The sequence below is a fragment of the Methylobacter sp. BBA5.1 genome, assembly GCF_000746145.1.
Taxonomy (GTDB): domain Bacteria; phylum Pseudomonadota; class Gammaproteobacteria; order Methylococcales; family Methylomonadaceae; genus Methylobacter; species Methylobacter marinus.
In genome coordinates this window covers 174,762-192,117 of the sequence record NZ_JQKS01000003.1, presented here as the reverse complement: position 1 = coordinate 192,117, position 17,356 = coordinate 174,762, and the positions used below count along the sequence as shown (strand labels likewise).

The window sequence follows — 17,356 nt, the reverse complement described above, 5'->3', positions numbered from 1 at the left end:
ATGACTGAACGCTATGAAGTAATCGTCGTCGGCGGCGGCATGGTGGGCGCGGCGGCAGCCTGTGCCCTGGCGCACGGCGGCGTCAGCGTGGCGCTGCTGGATCGGCATAACCCGGAAAGACAGTGGTCGAGGGAGCCGATCGACAACCGCGTTTCGGCGTTGACGAAGGCTTCGCAAAATATTCTGGAAATGCTCGGCGCCTGGCCGAGCATGGTGCGGCGCGGCGTATGCGCCTACCGCGATATGCGCGTATGGGACGCGCGCGGCGACGGCGAATTGCATTTTGACTGCGCCGATACCGAGTTCAACGAATTGGGTCATCTGGTCGAAAACCGGGTGACGGTCGCGGCTTTATGGGATGTGCTGGATACCTTGTCCTCGGCCCATTGCATAACGCCGGCCAAGGTCGCCGGCATGCAGTTGACCGATCACGGCCGACTGGTCAGCCTGGAAGACGGCCGTTGCCTTGAAGCCGATCTGTTGATTGCCGCTGACGGGCGCGAATCGGCATTGCGGAATATGGCCGGCATAGACGTGACCGGCTGGGATTATGATCAGGACGGCCTGGTTGCCACGGTCACGACCGAAAAGAGCCATCAGGCGACGGCCTGGCAGCGTTTTCTGGAAGAAGGGCCGTTGGCCTTTCTGCCGCTGGATAACGGCCAAAGCTCGATTGTCTGGACCTTGAGCACGAAAACGGCAAAAAGCTACCTGGCCCTGAACGACGTCGATTTCCTCCAGGCGCTGGAGCAGGCCTCGGGCGGCATTTTGGGCAGAATGCTGGCAGTCGGTCCCAGGGCGGCGTTTCCTTTGCGGTTCCAATACGCCAATCGCTATACCGATCGGCATCTGACGCTGGTCGGCGATGCCGCTCATGCCATGCACCCATTGGCAGGGCAGGGCGCCAATGCCGGCCTGCTGGATGCCGCGGCGATAGCCGAGTTAGTGATAGAAGCGAAAAGGCAAAGGCGGCCATTAGCCGGTTCCGGGTATTTGCGCCGTTACGAGCGCTGGCGTAAAGGCGATAATCTGATGATGATGGCGAGCATGGATGTGCTCAACAAGACGTATGGCGTGTCATTGCAACCTTTTATCAGCCTGCGTTCCGCCGGCATGAACTGGATCAATCACACGGCCATCGTGAAGGCGTATTTTAATCATTACGCCATGGGCTTGCGCGAGGATTTGCCGAGGCTGGCAAAAGCACAGCCGTGCTGGTAGGATTCTCGGATTTGCTGCGAGTACCAAAAAGCCCGCGTTTTGCGCATTTAGTATTTACCCTGCTTGTCGGCTTCTGGTATATTCGGGAACTGGCGATTTAGTATGCCCACTGGCCGGTTGCGCTTGTTTTCAGGGCGATAATAATAAAAATTAATTTTAATGAGGTGGAGAGGTGTTATGACTGAAGGGTTGTTTATATTAACTACTATTTTCGTGGCTTATGTTGTTTATGTGGTCGTAAACGATCAGCGAGCTACGGCTAAAACAGCAATGCCGCAGGTGAAACCTGAAAAACAGGAAGCGGCGGCCGCGCAGACGCTGACCGAGGCGGCGCCTAAAAAAGAAGCGCCAGCGACGACGGCGAGACGGACAGCGGCCAAACCGACAACCCCCAGAAAAGCAGCCACCCCAACTCCCGAGCCAAAAGTAGAGGAGGCCAGCAAAGGCGAACTGCGCAATCCGGCTACGGGAGAGGTCACCTCGGCTCACAGCAATTACCGGTTTACCAAGCGCTGGGTAAAAGAAGCGCTGGTCGCGGAAGGCCTGCTGGAAAAAATTTACAAGAATAACGAGCTGGATGCCGCTGCCGAAGCAAAAATAAAAGAGGCTGTGACAAAGCTTCTGGCCATGGACAAGTACCGGGCTTAATGTTGATGTTGCAGAAACTAACCGGCAGTGCTCCTGTTGCCGGTTAATTGTCCAGATCGAGTTTTTTCAAGCGGTAGCGCAAGGATCGAAAGGACAGCCCCAGCTGTTTGGCGGCAGCCGTTTTATTCCATTTGTTTTCTTCCAGGGCGATGACGATCGCCTTTCTCTCAATCTGCTCCAGATAATCTTCCAGTGATCCCCGGGCCGGATCATAGGCCGGCGAGTCGGCGATAGCCTGTGCGCCTACCGGCAGATTCAGGTCATCGATTTCAATACTGGCACCGTCATATAAAGCCAGAGCCCGTTCCAGGATATTTTCAAGTTCACGCACGTTACCGGGGAAATGATACTGTTGCAGTGCCGATAAGGCCGAGGCCGCCAGCGTCGGTTTGTTGAGCCCGCCGGCCTGGGTCAGCTTGGTCAAGATATGGTCGGTGAGATCGGGGATATCCGAGCTTCGTTCCCGTAAAGGCGGCACATACAAGTCGATCACGTTGATGCGGTAATACAAGTCCTGCCTGAACGTGCCTGCCTGGACCATATCGGCCAGATTACGATAGGTAGCGCTGAGCAGGCGGATATCGACCGGGACCTCCTGTTGCTCGCCGACTGGGCGAATTCTTTTTTCCTGAATGGCGCGCAGCAGCTTTACCTGCAGGGACTGAGGCAGTTCCGCGATTTCATCGAGAAACAAAGTGCCGCCTTCGGCAGCCTGGAACAAGCCTTTTTTATCACTGACCGCGCCGGTAAAGCTGCCCTTTTTATGGCCGAAGAACTCGCTTTCCATCAGTTCCTGAGGAATGGCGCCGCAGTTGATGGCGATAAAGGGCTTGTCACTGCGCGAACTTTGTTGGTGAATGAGCCGGGCGACCAGTTCCTTACCCGAGCCGGATTCGCCGCTGATATAAACCGGCGCCTGGCTGAGCGCCAGTTTGGCTATTTTGCCGCGGATGCTTCGCATGACGGGGGACTCGCCCAGCAGTATATGGCGGGTGCGCCGGTCTTTGGCGGGAAACGTCGCCTTGGAAAGCTTCAGCGCGCCGCTGACCATTTGCCTGAGAGCCGGTAAGTCAACCGGTTTCGAAACAAAATCGAAAGCACCTTTCTTCATTGCCAGAATGGCGGTATCCATATTGCCGTGCGCGGTAATAACGGCGACCGGTATTGAGGCGGAGGCCGATTGAACATAATCCAGCAGTTCCAGGCCATTGCCATCGGGCAGTTTCATATCGGTCAGGCAAAGATTGAACGAATGCTGTTGCAGCAAGGCTTTCGCCTGGCCGATGTTCTCGGCGCAGTGAGTCTGAATATCCATGCGGTTAAGGGTGATTTCCAGTAATTCACGGATATCGGGTTCATCATCGACAATTAATGCCAGTGGTTTTTTCATATTTCAATTAGTTTATTTTCCGCATTGGGCAGGCAGAGTTTGAAGCAACTCCTGTTATCATCCATTAAATAATAGCTCAATTTAGCCTGGTTGAGTTCGGCTAATTCCCTGGAAATATAAAGTCCCAGCCCCGTACCGCTGGGCGAGGTCGTGAAAAAGGGTTCAAAAAGATGGGCGATTTGTTCGGGGCCGATGCCGGAACCATTGTCGATCACTTCTATGCACGGCATCTGTTGGCTGATGCGGGCCTGCAGCGTGATTTTCCCCAGTTCCGGCTTTCCGTATCTGAGGGCATTCTGGCACAGGTTGTCCAGAATTTGCTTTAGATGTCCGGGGTCCATCAGGGCATGCAACGGCTCAACGCATAGCAGGAGCTTGAAGGTGTCGGGGTCGATCGCCTGTTCAAGCATGAAGCTTTCCAGGTAATCGATCAGCCAGATCTTCAGTTGGATTTTTTCCCGCCTCGACGCATTTCTTCTGGACAGCTGCAGGATATCCTCAATGATGCGGTTAACACGGCCAGCGTGGCTTTGAATGATCTCGGTCAGGCGTTTGTCCTGGTCCGATAACTGGGGGTTTTCCGACAGTAATTGTCCGGCATGGCTGATGGCGCCCAGCGGATTGCGAATTTCATGGGCGATGCTGGCGGTAAGACGGCCCAAAGACGCCAGCTTGCTTTGCTGCAGGCGCTGATTATAAAGCGCAATGTCTTCAAGCGTGATCAGGTACAGGCATTCTTGTTGCGTCGGCAGCGCCATGAACCGAATATGAATTTCCGACTGATTAGGCAGCTGCAGTTGTGCCGCCGCCTGATCCGGCTCATTGAGCCAGATCTGAAAAGCCAGCCATAATTGTTCCGAAATATCGACAAGCGTGGCCGGAAGTCTCGGTAAATTGGTCAGCCGCAATACCGCTTCATTGGCCATCTGAATCACCTGTTTCTTGTTGGTGATGATGATGCCCGATTGCAGGTGTTGAATAATGTAATGATTCAGCTCTTCCAGTTGGGTGATGGTCTGTTTTTGCTGATGGGCCAGTTGTACGCTTTGCTCGCTGCGTGTTGCCAGCACGTAGGACAGCAGGGCGATGGTAAAGAATGAAGCGCCCAGCATGCCGGCGGACATGTAGGAGGTCTTGTCAAAAAGGTCGGCCTGATCGGCATAGATCTGTTCGGCCAGGACGGCCAGACTGGCCAGCGCGGCGAAAAACATCGCGCAACGCCCGCCGATCAGCAGTCCGCCGTAGGCGATGGAGACGGCAAGCAATATGCCTATGCCACTGCTAACGCCGCCGCAGGCATGCATCAGCAGCGTAAGAATGACGATGTCGGTAAGAATGAGCCATTGCGCCTGTGGTGTGTAACTGGTCAGCCGCCTGGCGATGCAGATGCCGGATACGATGGACAACAGTAAATAGCCCTGGCTGCTGTAATTATAGAGCTGGCTATCGTAAGACCCCAGTGAGGAGGGGCCTATCTGACCGTGATACAGCCCGATGAATAAACCGGCCAGGATAAAACGATAAGTTAAAAAAACCTTCAGCAGCATCCAGGCCTGGCCGGCGGGAATGCCGTAGCCTCGGGAGAAAGGGCAGGGAAAGATAGTCTCAGGGATATTTTTGGACATGTGTGTTTTTAACAATAGCGTTTTGCCGGGACTTGGTTAGAATAGCTAATTGCCCCCGTTTAACCGGTGGAGCGGATTAAATAATCATAGCATCGATGCAAAGGCTCGGGTAAAACACCCTCCGGCCGTTGCCGGTCGACTCAGGAGCGATAGATGAATATTCACGAATACCAGGCGAAAAGGTTATTTAGGGATTACGGTATTGCCGTCCCGGAAGGCCATCAGGCCGATACGCCCGAGCATGCCGGGCAGGTCGCCAGAGAACTGGGCGGCAACGGCTGGGTGGTCAAGGCGCAGGTGCATGCGGGCGGCCGCGGCAAGGCCGGCGGCGTCAGATTGGCCCATAGCCATCAGGAAGTCTTGGATTTCAGCCGCGATATGCTGGACAAGCGCCTGGTGACCGCGCAGACCGACAGCGCCGGCTTGCCGGTCGAGAAACTGCTCATCGAGAAAATCTATCCGATCCAAAGCGAGTTCTACCTGAGCGTGCTGGTCGACCGCGCCAGCAGCCGACTCCTGTTTATCGCTTCGGCCGCCGGCGGCATGGATATCGAAGCCGTCGCCAAAGACACGCCGGAACGGATCGTCTCGCTGCAGATTCATCCAGCGGCGGGTCTGCAAAGCTATCAGTGCCGGAAAGTCGCTTTCGCCCTCGGACTGGCCGGCGAGCAGATCAAGGCGCTGGAAACGATCATGCGAGGCATGTACCGGCTGCTGCTTGACAAAGACGCCAGCCAGATCGAAATCAATCCCTTGATACTGACCGAGCAGGGCCAGCTGCTGGCGCTGGACGCCAAGATCAATTTCGATGACAACGCCGTCGCCATGCATCCCGATATTCTGGATCTGCGCGATCCGGGCCAGGAAGACCGGAAAGAGAACAAGGCGCAGCAATACGGGCTCAATTACATTACCCTGGACGGCACTATCGGCTGCATGGTCAACGGCGCCGGCCTGGCCATGGCGACGATGGACATGGTGAAGCTGAACGGCGGCGCGCCGGCCAATTTTCTCGATGTCGGCGGCGGCACGACGCCGGAAAAAGTCGCCGAAGCGTTCAAGCTGATCCTGTCCGATGCCAAGGTGAAAGCCGTGTTGATCAATATCTTCGGCGGCATCGTCCAGTGCGACATTATAGCGCGCGGCATTCTGGCGGCGGTCGAGGAAGTGCATGTGACGGTGCCGGTCGTGGTCCGGCTGGAAGGCACCAATGCCGAAGCGGGGCGCCAGCTTTTGGCCGATTCCGGCCTGAATTTGATTGCAGAAACAGATCTGGCGACAGCCGCCGCGCAAGTCGTCGCCTTAGCGGAGGCCGCATGAGCATCTTGATCGACCGTAACACCAAAGTGATTTGCCAGGGCTTTACCGGCAAGCAGGGCACGTTTCATTCCGAACAGACATTGACCTACGGCACGCAGCTGGTCGGCGGCGTGACGCCGGGCCGCGGCGGCGACACACATCTGGGCCTGCCGGTCTTCAATACCGTCGAGGACGCAGTCAGGCAGACCGACGCCGATGCGACCATGATCTATGTGCCGCCTTTTTACGCGGCGGACGCCATCCTGGAAGCCGTCGATGCCGGCATCAAAATCATCGTCTGCATCACCGAAGGCATTCCGGTGCTGCATATGCTGCGCGTCAAGGCCGCGATGGCCGGCACCGACTCTTTGCTGATCGGGCCGAACTGCCCGGGCGTGATTACGCCGGGCCAGTGCAAGATCGGCATCATGCCGGGCCATATCCACCTGCCGGGCTCCATCGGCATCGTCTCGCGCTCCGGCACCCTGACCTACGAGGCCGTCAACCAGACGACCCGGCAGGGGCTGGGGCAGAGCACCTGCGTCGGCATCGGCGGCGACCCAATCCACGGCATGAACTTTATCGACGTGCTCAGCCGTTTCCAACAGGACGATCAGACCCGCGGCATCGTCATGGTCGGCGAGATCGGCGGCGGCGAGGAAGAGGATGCAGCCGACTATATCAAGGCGCATGTCACCAAGCCGCTGGTGTCCTATATCGCAGGGCAGACGGCGCCGCCCGGTAAGCGCATGGGCCATGCCGGCGCCATCATCACCGGCGGCAAGGGCACGGCGGCAGGCAAAATCGCCGCGCTCAGGGCGGCCGGCATCGAAGTCGTCAATTCGCCGGCCGATATCGGCGTGGCGATGCAGGGGTGTTTGTAGTCCGGGTAGCCAGTCGTTTATATATGTCATCTGTTCATAGAAAATATAATGCCAAAACCCAATCAATCAGAAAAAGTGCCACAGGCAATGCAGCCTGTTTTCAACGCTGTTATTAAATTAACTGATGAATTTTCGGCTGCTTATCTTAACGATGAATATGCCCAACTAATTCGGTATGCAACGGCCGCGCTGTGCAGGAAGCGGCAGTCGCCTTTGTCAACAGGGAAGATAAACACCTGGGCCTGTGGAATTACCTATGCCATAGGCTCAGTTAACTTCCTATTCGATAAAAGTCAGGAGCCGTATATCAGTGCGGCAGATTTGTGCGAGCAATTTGCCGTCAGCAAGAGTGCCGGCGCTGCGAAGGCAAAAGTCGTTAAAGATACATTAAAAATGGGGCCGCTAGATCCGAATTGGTACCTCCCCAGCCGATTAAACGATAACCCGTTGGCCTGGAAGATAATAGTGAACGGCATGATAGTCGATGCGCGTCAGTTGCCAAGAGAAATACAGGAAATAGCCTTCCAGAAAGGGCTTATTCCGTTTATTCCGGAAGCTAAAATTGAAAAATGAGGTATTGGCATTCCATGCTAAAGCGACATCAGACTTTAATGAAGAGTTGGTATAACCGTGAATAAATCAATCCTCATTTTTATCGCTTTATTTTCTATTGTTGCCTCAATTGCGGTTTTTACGCTGGTGCCGAAGATCCCGCAGGACCTGAGTTATCATTACTTTGGCGATCAAAAACAGATCTTGGGCATTCCCAACTTCTGGAATGTCATGACCAACCTGCCTTTTCTGGTTGTCGGTTTCATGGGAATACAGCAAATTATCAACAACCCGCTTGATGGCGGCTTGCCGCAGTTGCGCCCGGCTTATCTGACGTTTTTCATAGGTGTTTTTTTAGTCGGATTGGGATCGGGGTATTACCACTTAGATCCTGACAATGAGTCGCTGATCTGGGATCGGCTGCCGATGACGATAGCCTTTATGGCGCTGTTCTCAGCCGTGGTCGGCGAATTCCTGTCAGTTGAATGGGGCAGACGACTGCTCTATCCGCTGGTTCTGGCCGGTATGCTATCGGTCATTTATTGGCATTGGAGCGAACAGCAAGGGCACGGTGATCTGCGTTTCTATGGCCTGGTTCAGTTCCTGCCCATGGTGCTGATTCCGGTCATGCTGATTTACTGCCAGTCCCGGTTTTCCGGTAACGGCTATCTGTGGGGATTGGTTGGTATCTATGCCGCGGCTAAACTGGCGGAATCGGGCGATGTCGTCATTTACGAACACCTGCGCTTCTTAAGCGGACACTCGCTCAAGCATCTGCTTGCCGCAGGCGGAGCCTGGCTGTATCTGAGCGCATTGCAAAAGCGGGTCCCGGTGCCTCAGTCGATAAACCCGACAAGCGGTGTCGTTCCTGAATAAGGATTTGCTATGATCAGCCTGTAGGTTAGGTTTCGTACCGCACTACAGTTTTTTTGTCGTCCTTGCAGTCAAATCTTCAACATCAGTCATTGTTAATTTACATGTCTCTCAAAATAGCGTTAGCTCAAATCAATTTATTGGTCGGCGGCATCGACGCCAACGCCGCCAGGATTATCGATACCACCCTTCATGCCAGGGACCGGTTGCAGGCCGATCTGATCGTCTTTCCCGAACTGTCCGTGACCGGCTATCCGCCCGAGGATTTGCTGTTGCGGCCGGATTTTATCGCGCATGCGGCACGCGCTGTCGAGCACATCGCCGCACAGGTGTCCGGCATCGATGTGGTACTGGGCTTTCCCGACCGCTATCAGGGCAAACTATACAACAGCGCGGCGCTGCTGCGCGATGGCGCCGTGCTGGCCCGCTACAGAAAGAACGCCCTGCCCAACTACGGCGTATTCGACGAAAAGCGCTACTTCTGCGAAGGCGGGCAGACCTCGCTGTTTACCTTAAAAGGCGTCACGATCGGCATCACGATTTGCGAGGACATCTGGCAGACCGGCATCGTGGCCAGGAACAAGGAGGCGGGTGCAGAGCTGATCCTGACCCTGAACGCCTCACCTTTCCATGCCGGCAAGATCCATGAACGCGAGGACATCGTCGTCAATCAGGTCAAGGCGTTGCAGCTGCCGCTGGTTTATGTCAACCAGGTCGGCGGTCAGGATGAGCTGATCTTCGACGGCGCCTCGTTTGTGGTCGACCGTGACGGCGAAGTCGTGTTCCGGGCCGAGGAATTCTGCGAGCAGGTCAGCGTGGTCGAATTTGACGGCAACAGGCCGCGGAAAAGCATCTGTGCCCCCTTGTACAACGAGATCTCCAGCGAATACCGGGCTTTGGTGCTGGGCATCAGGGATTATGTCGCCAAGAATGGTTTTCAAGGCGCCATCCTGGGCCTGTCCGGCGGCATCGATTCGGCCCTCGTGCTGGCGCTGGCCGTTGATGCGCTAGGGGCCGACAAAGTGGAAGCCGTGCTGATGCCGTCACGCTATACGCAGCCCATGAGTCTCGAAGATGCGATGCTGGAAGCCGAAGCCCTGGGCGTCAAATACCACACGATACCGATAGAGCCGGCCGTCAACGCTTTCACGGACATGCTGGCCGATGTATTTGCCGGCACGGCCAGGGACACGACCGAAGAGAACATCCAGGCGCGCTGCCGCGGCGTGATCCTGATGGCGATATCCAACAAACAGGGCAAGCTGCTGCTGACGACCGGCAACAAAAGCGAGATGAGCGTCGGCTATGCGACGTTATACGGCGACATGGCCGGCGGTTTCGCGCCGATCAAGGATGTGCCGAAACTGCTGGTTTACGCGCTGGCGCACTATCGCAATTCACTGTCACAGGTGATACCGGACCGCGTGCTGGTGAGACCGCCTTCGGCCGAACTGGCGCCCGATCAAGTCGATCAGGACTCTTTGCCGCCGTACAGCGTGCTGGACCCGATACTGGAGCGTTATGTGGAACTGGATCAGTCGGCCGAAGAGATTATCGCAGCCGGCTTCAGGCGCGAGGATGTCGAACGGGCCATACGCCTGGTCGACAGGAATGAGTACAAACGCCGGCAATCGCCGCCCGGCATCCGGATCACGCCCCGGGCCTTCGGCCGCGACCGGCGTTATCCGATCACGTCGGGATATCGCGGGATTTAAACCGAACCTACAGCAAAGATGCCAAGCCACTCGGCGCGGCCATTGATTGGGAGATTGATTTACCGATGGTTTGGCGTCTGTAATGGTTAACTTAGGATTTGGTTAAAAATAATTTCCCGGTTTGTGGATGAAACCGGCGCTTATGTATGGGCGAATTTATTCGCCCATACACAGGTGTTGATTCATATCTAGCCAGGGGAGTTATTAATTGCCGCATCCTTAATTAAGGCCAAATTAAGCCCTATGGCAGGAAAACACCATGAAACTTTCCGAAAACATCAAACCGATCAGCTACCTTAAAGCTAACGTGGCTGACGTCATTGAAAATTTAAAGACGACTCATCAGCCGATGGTTATCACCCGAAACGGCGAAGCCGCTATGGTGATTCAGTCGGTGGCCGATTATGAGCAAACCTTGGAAACGTTGGCGTTGCTAAAAATATTGGGCAAAGCCAGCAAGCGGTTAGCAATGGCAAAACGGTAACAAGTGCCGAGGCTTGCTCCCGACTTAGGCAACGACGCGGTTTGAAATGAAACGTCCGGTGGTCATTGCCGAACTGGCATTGCTTGATTTACTAGACATCAATGAGTATTACCTGGTTGAAGTGGATAACAAAACAGCGGCAAAAATCATAGATCGCCTGGAAGCCGCCGTGAACAGCCTTGCCGACTTTACTGAGCTCTGCAGTATTCCCACGGAATTATTGACGTTGGGCATTCGGCAATATCGGCAAGTCATCGTCAAACCTTATCGTATTATCTGCGAACAGTTACCGGAAACCACCATTGTTCACGCCATTCTGGACGGGCGATGGGATATGGAAACCTTGTTGACACAACGCCTTGTCAGGTTTGGACTGTAATCACCTCATTCATCGAAGTTAACGCCTTTACAGATTACCTGTTGGGGTCCCATGATATCGGAATATCCATGAAAACCTTGGCGTCATAATGCTATGAGCGTTGAACCTCTTGTGATGGCAATAATATGAAGATAGCAAGAAAGCCGGATGCCGGAAATTGAGTAAGTACGTTATTATCGGCATTATAGGTTTGCCGCTTGCCAGAATTTATTATTTCAAAAATTATGGCTATGAAAATGCATGATGAAGTTCATACGGGCCTTGGTTCGCATAATAAGTAGGAACTCTTCTCTTTGATTACATCCGCCAAGGCGGGGCACTCGGTCTCGACCTGGCGAATGTAATCTCCACGCCTTTCTTATTTGCCTGTTCCTCGGCTTTGTAATTTTACCTTTGTAATTCAGAGAAATATCTCGAAAATGATCGATCAACCCTTTATACAGCTACTCTGGCTGCTTGGTTCTTCCGTGGCTGTCGTCGTGGCCTTTCAGAAGCTGCATATTCCGTCTAGCATCGGCTACCTGTTGGTCGGGGTGCTGTTCGGCGCGCACACGCCCGGCCCCGTTATTGAAGTTCAACAGATCCGGGAAGTCGCCGAATTCGGCATCGTTTTTCTGCTGTTCACAATTGGCTTGAGTTTTTCACTGCCGCAGATTCATGCGTTGCGAAGCCAGGTATTGGGGTTGGGAACAGGACAGGTTTTGCTGACAACGGCCGTGATCGGCGCGGCTAGCTGGCTGATGGGATTGCCGCCGGCGACGGCTTTTGTCATCGGCGCGGTGTTCGCGCAATCCTCCACGACGATTATCAGCAAACAGCTCGCCGAGCAAGGCGAGGAGCACAGCCATCATGGCCGCTTGGGTGTGGCGATGTCGGTGTTTCAGGATGTGACTGCGGTGCCTTTCGTGGTCATTATCCCGGTGCTGAGTGTCATCGACGACGATGTCGGGGCCTTGTTTGAGGCGCTGGGTTGGGCCTTGGCCAAGGCTGTCCTGGCTTTTCTGCTGGTGTTCGTGCTCGGGCGGTGGCTGTTGCGGCCTTTGTTTCACGCCGTTGCCGCAAGACGTTCCGCCGAACTTTTTACGCTGACTGTGCTCTTTGTTTCATTGTTGGCTGCCTGGACCACCAGCAGCTTGGGGCTTTCGATGGCGTTCGGCGCGTTTTTGGTCGGTATGATGCTTGGCGAAACCGAGTTTCGGCATCAGGTGGAGTCCACGATCAGACCGTTTCGCGATGTGCTGATCGGCTTGTTTTTCGTCAGTATCGGGATGCTGTTCGACCCTTCCGAGATACCGCGGAATTGGCCGTGGGCTTTAGCCGGTGTCGCCGCAATGTTGACGTCGAAAACGCTGCTGGTGGCTTTGATCGTGCGCTTGTCGGGACTCGACGGTCTGACGGCATGGCGTACCGGATTCCTGTTGGCGGTAGGCGGCGAATTCGGTTTCGCCTTGCTGGCCATCGCGCTCGATGTGAATGCGATAACCGATAGGCATGCGCAGATTGTCTTTACCTCGGTGTTGTTTTCCATGATTGTCGCCCCTTTTCTAATTCGTTATAACCATGCCCTGGCCGGACTGTTCGTGCGGCGGGCGGCGCTTCAGGCTGATCCTGAAACCTATCCGGTCAGCGCGGATATTGCCAAACATCTGAGCGGCCACACGATTATTTGCGGCTATGGACGCATCGGGCAGAGCGTGGGGCATTTTCTGGAAGAAGAACAGATCCCTTATGTTGCGCTCGATCTGGATTCATCCCGGGTCAAAGAAGCGCACATTGCCGGCGAGCCGGTTTATTACGGCGATTCGGCGGAGCGGGACATTCTCGAGGCGGTGGGGCTTGATGCCGCAAAGCTGATTGTTATCAGCTATGACGATGTTGTGTCGGCAAAGAAGGTGCTTCATCATGCCCGTACTTTACGGCCGGACTTACCGGTTATGGTGCGCACCCGCGACGAAACTCACGCGGACGAACTGCGCCAGGCCGGTGCAACGGAGGTGGTGCCGGAAGCACTGGAGGCGGGCATGATGATCGCTTCTCATGCCTTATTGCTCCTGAATGTGCCGTTTAATCGCGTCGTGCGGCGCATGCAGCAGCAACGCGCCGGCCGTTATCGTTTGCTGCGGGAGCTATACCGTGGCGAGGATGTGTATTCGGACAATTCGGATGCGCTTGCCGCCGATGCGCTGCGGTCAGTATTGATTTCATCGGGCAGTTATGCCGTGGGGAAAAAACTGGCGGAACTGGTGCCGGAGGGCGTCACCGTGGCTTCGCTGGTCAGGCAAGGTAATCGAGCGCCCGAGCCGTTTGACACTTTGATTAAAGAAGATGATGTCGTCGTGCTTTTTGGCGCGGCCGATGATCTGGATCATGCCGAAAGGCGCTTGCTGGGCTAAAGTACCATCCCGGGCATAATCGGAACCTCATGATTATTGCGCCGGCCTAATACAGGAAAAATCCGTTCCGCCTGCAAAACCGCTGCTTTGCCGGTTTGGCTAATGCGTCAGGCTTTCTTCAGTAAAAACACGCTGGCCAGACCAAGAAAGATAAAAAAGCCCATGGCATCGGTGATAAAGGTCAGCATGACGCTGGTGCCGACTGCCGGGTCCTTGTTGAATTTATGGCGCAGCAAAGGGATGCCTAGACCGACCAGGGCGGCGACTTGCAGGTTGAAAAACATGGCGATGGCCATGACCAGGGCAAGGTCTCGGTCCTGATAAAGCAGCCAGACCAGCAGGCCGACAACGCTGCCCAAGAGCGTCCCGTTCAGGATGGCAAGGCTCAACTCCTTTGTGATCAGGCGGCGGATATTGGCCTTGGTAATCTGTCCCAGCGCCAGCGAGCGGATGATCAGCATGCTGGTCTGATTGCCGGTATTGCCGCCCGTCGACGCGATGATCGGCATGAGCGAAGCCAACGCCACCAGATGCAGGATCGCATCCTCAAACACGCCGATAATGCGGGTCGCGGCAAAGGCCGTGGTGATATTGATCAATAGCCAGCCCCAACGGTTCTGAGCGCTTTTCCAGACGCTGGAAAACAAGTCTTCCTCTTCCTCGACGCCGGCTTGAATCAGCAGGTCTTCGTCTGTTTCGTCGCGGATGAAATCGACGATACTGTCGATGCAAAGCCGGCCCAGCAGCCGGCCGCCATGATCGACAACCGGCGCCGATATAAGATCGTAACGCTCAAAAGCGCGCGAAGCCTCGGTGAGATCCTCGTCGACCGGGAAGACGACAAAATCGGTCACCATGGCTTCCGCCACTTGCCGGGAAGGCGGATGGGTCAACAGCCGTTGCACCGGCAAAACGCCTTTGATTTTGTTGCTGCGGTCCACGACGAACAATTTATCGGTGTGATCGGGTAACTTGCCGCGTTTGCGAATGTAGTCGGATATGGCTTTCAAGGTCAGATCGTCCCTGATCTTGATCATGCCGAAATCCATGCGCGCGCCCACCTGATCTTCGTTGCAAGCCAGAACCGCGGTGAGATCCCGGCGTTTTTTGCGGTTGAGCGATTTGAGAATCCGCTGCATGGCGTTTTTCGGCAGATCGGCCACAAGATCCGCTATCTCATCAGTGTCCAGTTGGCCGGCAACGCTCGCCAATTCCTCGGTTTCCATGCCTGAAATCAGCGTTTGCCGCACCGCATCGGATACTTCCATCAGCACTTGGCCGTCATGGCCCGTTCTGATCGCGCTCCAGGCGATACGGCGCTGATCCAGCGGCAGCGATTCGAGGATATAGGCGATATCGGCAGGGTGAAGCTGGGCAAATTTTTCCTGCAGGCGGGTTTGCTGCTGCTTGTGCAGGATAGTTTCAACCAATTCCCGATGGGGTGTCGTCCCTTTTTGCACCAGCGATTCTTCCAGCCGCTGTTTTTCCAGCAATGTGATGACCTGCTGCAGGTGTTGCTGCAGGAATTGCTCGGAATGGCGTTTATCGGTGGATTCCATAATTAAAAAACAGTGAATTGGCGTTTATTTCGTAATGTAAAAAGCGGGTTCTTGCCATTATGTCAGCTTTTGATAGAGGCGCTAAGTCCGATTAAAATTCCCTGTTCAATACGAGGCCGCGGAAGGGAAGCGACGCGCCGGCGTGAGCGCATTATGTCAATGCAATACCGTTGCATTATTTAACCGCGATAAAATAATATCTTAATTTAACACCGGTTATAATCGGCGTTTAACCCCTCCATCTGTCTATTAGCGCTATAAATAAATGATGAATAAATTCAGTTTGATAATACGTTTTTTATCAGTTGTATTACTGGCGATGTCGTTGGTCGCCTGTGCGGGAAGTAAAAGGCATGAAAGCACCGGCGAGTATCTTGATGATGCCGTGCTGACAACCAAGGTGAAGACGGCCATATTTAATGATCCGGGCCTTAAAGTACTGCAGATTAACGTGAAAACGTTCAAGGGGATTGTACAGCTGAGCGGTTTCGTCGATTCCGCCAGTGCCGCCGATAAGGCTGTCGAGCTGGCGAGAACCGTGGGAGGCGTCAAAATGGTCAATAACAGCCTGATTGTCAAATAACCGGGAAAATCCAGGTCAGGCGGTCATCACTCCAAATGGGTCTGAGAGACTTCCACGCTGCTCCATATGGCGTGGACGAAATTCCTGTCCATTTCCGGCATGCCGTCCTGAAGCCATTGAACCAATAACCTGGCGGTATTGGGATAAGTGACCCGGACGGCATGCTCGTCATGCAGCCAGCATTCGATCACCGCCGGGTCCATATCCGTCATGACATGACCATAACCCAATTGCTGTAAGGCGGCGGCATTGGAGATTTGTTCCATTTGGGCATGCAGGGGTTTGGCCAGGATCTTTTTGCCCAGTTGCAGCGATTCGCTGGCAAGTTCAAAACCGGCATTGCTGATAATGCCGGCGCAGTCGTATAAGTTCTTCTGAAAACCTTCGCGGGAGAGCGGATGGCAGAGGATATGTTCGAACTCGGAGCGTACCGTTTCCGGCGCATAGACGTGGAAGCTGAAGTTGTTGAAAGGCGATAACAGCCTGATGACTTCTCGCTGATCCTCGAAAGGCAGGTAAACGATAATTTTATTTTTGATGGTATTCGCGGCGGTTTTGCTCGTGTCGATAATGGGCGGCAGAATCGGCTGGTCGAAATGGTGCCAGTGCAGGCCGATGCCGATATCGGCCGGCGCGAAGTATTTCATGACCCGTCTGGCGACCGGGTCCGAGCCGGCCTTGGGGATGCGATGGTTGAACGCGTATTGATGGCCGATGCCCAAAACGGTTTTTTTCTGTTTCTTTGCCGCCCAGGCCGTCACGGGTTCAAAATCGCTGATGACCAGATCGTAAGGGCTTAAATCCAGCGACGCGACATCTTTGATAAAGGTAAGCGGTCTGGCATCCAAAGCGGTCTTCAGGTAGCTGACCTGGCCTTTGTCGGTGCTGAAAGTCAGGCCGGTGCGCAACTGGTAGCCGTTAAAGACCTCCATATCGAAATATTTATCGACCGGGCGGCCGGTAAACTGAAAAGTAACGTCCAGGCCGGCATCATGGAGTTCTTTCGCCATGACGCGCGCGCGAGTGATGTGGCCGTTACCGGTGCCCTGTACGCCATAAAAAATTCTCATTAAATACTGTATCCCAAACTGAAAAGTGCCGTACTGATGCCCAGTATGACGCCGACTAAGATATCGGTCGGAAAATGCACGCCCAGCACGACGCGCGAGAAGCCGACCATCGCCGCCCAGCCATAAAGCGGAAGCATTAAAACAGGAAAGAAATAACCGATCAGCGTCGCCATCATGAACGCCGCGGAAGTATGGCCGGATGGGAAGCTGAATTGATCGGAGGGTGTGATAACGCTGCGGAAATTTTGCAGCGCCGCCGCCGGCCGGTTGCGTTTCAGGCTGTTTTTCAAAACGAAGTAAATCGGCCTTTCGACCAGAAAGCCCAGCAAAATAGCCTGCAGCAGCGGACTGTGAAGGCCTTGCTGCCAGTACAGCAGACCGATGATCAACAGATACAGCTGGCCGTCGCCGGTTCTTGACACGTATCGGCTAAACTTGGCCAGTGAGCCGTGCATTTTGACATTAAGCAGCCAGATGGTCATGAACACATCGTACTTATGTATCGAATAAAGCAGTTTCATTTTTTGGTCCTCTCGGCAGTTTTGCAAAAGTCGGCCGCGATCGGGTGCAGAGCTGAAAAACGTGGATTTTCCTATTGATTTAATCCCAGCCTTCATGGCAAAGACTAAAACTCTTTTGTGACAAGGAAATGAAGGTTTGTTGAAAGTTTGATGACAAGGG

General features: G+C 54.5%; 16 protein-coding genes. 11 read left to right on the top strand and 5 right to left on the bottom strand.

Annotated elements, in window-relative coordinates:
* Both EK22_RS03010 and EK22_RS03005 read left to right on the top strand, forming a co-directional pair.
* A complete protein-coding gene (locus EK22_RS03010; protein WP_036247935.1) occupies positions 1-1,221 on the top strand; it encodes a UbiH/UbiF/VisC/COQ6 family ubiquinone biosynthesis hydroxylase in 1,221 nt (406 codons plus the stop codon).
* Between the two features lie 177 nt (positions 1,222-1,398).
* On the top strand, positions 1,399-1,869 hold the full coding sequence (locus EK22_RS03005) for a hypothetical protein (protein ID WP_036247931.1): 471 nt from the start codon (positions 1,399-1,401) through the stop codon (positions 1,867-1,869).
* Between the two features lie 43 nt (positions 1,870-1,912).
* Here EK22_RS03005 and EK22_RS03000 read toward each other — a convergent pair whose 3' ends face one another.
* Both EK22_RS03000 and EK22_RS02995 read right to left on the bottom strand, forming a co-directional pair.
* Positions 1,913-3,259, bottom strand: coding sequence for a sigma-54-dependent transcriptional regulator (locus EK22_RS03000; protein WP_036247929.1), 1,347 nt, complete (start codon positions 3,257-3,259; stop codon positions 1,913-1,915).
* Positions 3,256-4,884 (bottom strand): sensor histidine kinase, encoded by a 1,629-nt coding sequence (locus tag EK22_RS02995; RefSeq protein WP_036247927.1) that lies wholly within the window; start codon positions 4,882-4,884, stop codon positions 3,256-3,258. Before EK22_RS02995 ends, EK22_RS03000 begins: the two co-directional genes overlap by 4 nt.
* A gap of 153 nt (positions 4,885-5,037) precedes the next feature.
* Here EK22_RS02995 and sucC point away from each other — a divergent pair, with 153 nt between their 5' ends.
* The 8 genes from sucC to EK22_RS02955 all read left to right on the top strand — a co-directional run bounded on the left by sucC (position 5,038) and on the right by EK22_RS02955 (position 13,463).
* Entirely contained in the window at positions 5,038-6,204 is a 1,167-nt protein-coding gene (gene sucC / locus EK22_RS02990) for an ADP-forming succinate--CoA ligase subunit beta (protein ID WP_036247925.1), read from the top strand.
* A complete protein-coding gene (gene sucD, locus EK22_RS02985) occupies positions 6,201-7,067 on the top strand; it encodes a succinate--CoA ligase subunit alpha (protein ID WP_036247920.1) in 867 nt (288 codons plus the stop codon). The genes sucC and sucD overlap by 4 nt, the downstream gene beginning before the upstream one ends.
* A 48-nt stretch (positions 7,068-7,115) precedes the next feature.
* Complete coding sequence (locus tag EK22_RS02980; RefSeq protein WP_027147090.1) at positions 7,116-7,640, top strand: DUF6398 domain-containing protein; 525 nt, start codon at positions 7,116-7,118, stop codon at positions 7,638-7,640.
* Between the two features lie 57 nt (positions 7,641-7,697).
* A complete protein-coding gene (locus EK22_RS02975; protein ID WP_036247916.1) occupies positions 7,698-8,495 on the top strand; it encodes a ceramidase domain-containing protein in 798 nt (265 codons plus the stop codon).
* 101 nt (positions 8,496-8,596) lie between these two features.
* The gene (locus tag EK22_RS02970) at positions 8,597-10,207 is read left to right on the top strand and encodes an NAD+ synthase (protein ID WP_036247913.1); all 1,611 of its coding nucleotides are present in this window, start codon (positions 8,597-8,599) and stop codon (positions 10,205-10,207) included.
* A gap of 259 nt (positions 10,208-10,466) precedes the next feature.
* Entirely contained in the window at positions 10,467-10,691 is a 225-nt protein-coding gene (locus EK22_RS02965; RefSeq protein WP_051961629.1) for a type II toxin-antitoxin system Phd/YefM family antitoxin, read from the top strand.
* A gap of 46 nt (positions 10,692-10,737) precedes the next feature.
* Positions 10,738-11,070, top strand: coding sequence for a type II toxin-antitoxin system RelE/ParE family toxin (locus EK22_RS02960; RefSeq protein WP_036247911.1), 333 nt, complete (start codon positions 10,738-10,740; stop codon positions 11,068-11,070).
* A gap of 419 nt (positions 11,071-11,489) precedes the next feature.
* Complete coding sequence (locus EK22_RS02955; protein ID WP_036247910.1) at positions 11,490-13,463, top strand: monovalent cation:proton antiporter family protein; 1,974 nt, start codon at positions 11,490-11,492, stop codon at positions 13,461-13,463.
* 107 nt (positions 13,464-13,570) lie between these two features.
* Here the strand turns inward: EK22_RS02955 and mgtE are convergent, their stop codons facing one another.
* Positions 13,571-15,022, bottom strand: coding sequence for a magnesium transporter (gene mgtE, locus EK22_RS02950; RefSeq protein WP_020158230.1), 1,452 nt, complete (start codon positions 15,020-15,022; stop codon positions 13,571-13,573).
* Positions 15,023-15,287: 265 nt separating this feature from the next.
* Between mgtE and EK22_RS02945 the strand changes: the two genes are divergently transcribed.
* Positions 15,288-15,605 (top strand): BON domain-containing protein, encoded by a 318-nt coding sequence (locus tag EK22_RS02945; protein WP_020158229.1) that lies wholly within the window; start codon positions 15,288-15,290, stop codon positions 15,603-15,605.
* 26 nt (positions 15,606-15,631) lie between these two features.
* On the opposite strand, the gene EK22_RS02940 is transcribed toward EK22_RS02945, so the two are convergent.
* Positions 15,632-16,675 (bottom strand): MJ1255/VC2487 family glycosyltransferase, encoded by a 1,044-nt coding sequence (locus tag EK22_RS02940; protein ID WP_020158228.1) that lies wholly within the window; start codon positions 16,673-16,675, stop codon positions 15,632-15,634.
* Positions 16,675-17,196 carry a phosphatase PAP2 family protein gene (locus EK22_RS02935; RefSeq protein WP_036247907.1) on the bottom strand — a complete coding sequence of 174 codons (522 nt, stop codon included), beginning with the start codon at positions 17,194-17,196 and terminating at the stop codon, positions 16,675-16,677. The genes EK22_RS02940 and EK22_RS02935 overlap by 1 nt, the downstream gene beginning before the upstream one ends.
* Positions 17,197-17,356: the final 160 nt, after the last annotated feature.

Bases quoted from the DNA above. Each gene is read 5' to 3' on its own strand.
- EK22_RS03010 (WP_036247935.1), top strand. From the start codon at position 1: ATGACTGAACGCTATGAAGTAATCGTCGTCGGCGGCGGCATGGTGGGC.
- EK22_RS03005 (WP_036247931.1), top strand. From the start codon at position 1,399: ATGACTGAAGGGTTGTTTATATTAACTACTATTTTCGTGGCTTATGTT.
- EK22_RS03000 (WP_036247929.1), bottom strand. From the start codon at position 3,259: ATGAAAAAACCACTGGCATTAATTGTCGATGATGAACCCGATATCCGT.
- EK22_RS02995 (WP_036247927.1), bottom strand. From the start codon at position 4,884: ATGTCCAAAAATATCCCTGAGACTATCTTTCCCTGCCCTTTCTCCCGA.
- sucC (WP_036247925.1), top strand. From the start codon at position 5,038: ATGAATATTCACGAATACCAGGCGAAAAGGTTATTTAGGGATTACGGT.
- sucD (WP_036247920.1), top strand. From the start codon at position 6,201: ATGAGCATCTTGATCGACCGTAACACCAAAGTGATTTGCCAGGGCTTT.
- EK22_RS02980 (WP_027147090.1), top strand. From the start codon at position 7,116: ATGCCAAAACCCAATCAATCAGAAAAAGTGCCACAGGCAATGCAGCCT.
- EK22_RS02970 (WP_036247913.1), top strand. From the start codon at position 8,597: ATGTCTCTCAAAATAGCGTTAGCTCAAATCAATTTATTGGTCGGCGGC.
- EK22_RS02965 (WP_051961629.1), top strand. From the start codon at position 10,467: ATGAAACTTTCCGAAAACATCAAACCGATCAGCTACCTTAAAGCTAAC.
- EK22_RS02960 (WP_036247911.1), top strand. From the start codon at position 10,738: ATGAAACGTCCGGTGGTCATTGCCGAACTGGCATTGCTTGATTTACTA.
- EK22_RS02955 (WP_036247910.1), top strand. From the start codon at position 11,490: ATGATCGATCAACCCTTTATACAGCTACTCTGGCTGCTTGGTTCTTCC.
- mgtE (WP_020158230.1), bottom strand. From the start codon at position 15,022: ATGGAATCCACCGATAAACGCCATTCCGAGCAATTCCTGCAGCAACAC.
- EK22_RS02945 (WP_020158229.1), top strand. From the start codon at position 15,288: ATGATGAATAAATTCAGTTTGATAATACGTTTTTTATCAGTTGTATTA.
- EK22_RS02940 (WP_020158228.1), bottom strand. From the start codon at position 16,675: ATGAGAATTTTTTATGGCGTACAGGGCACCGGTAACGGCCACATCACT.
- EK22_RS02935 (WP_036247907.1), bottom strand. From the start codon at position 17,196: ATGAAACTGCTTTATTCGATACATAAGTACGATGTGTTCATGACCATC.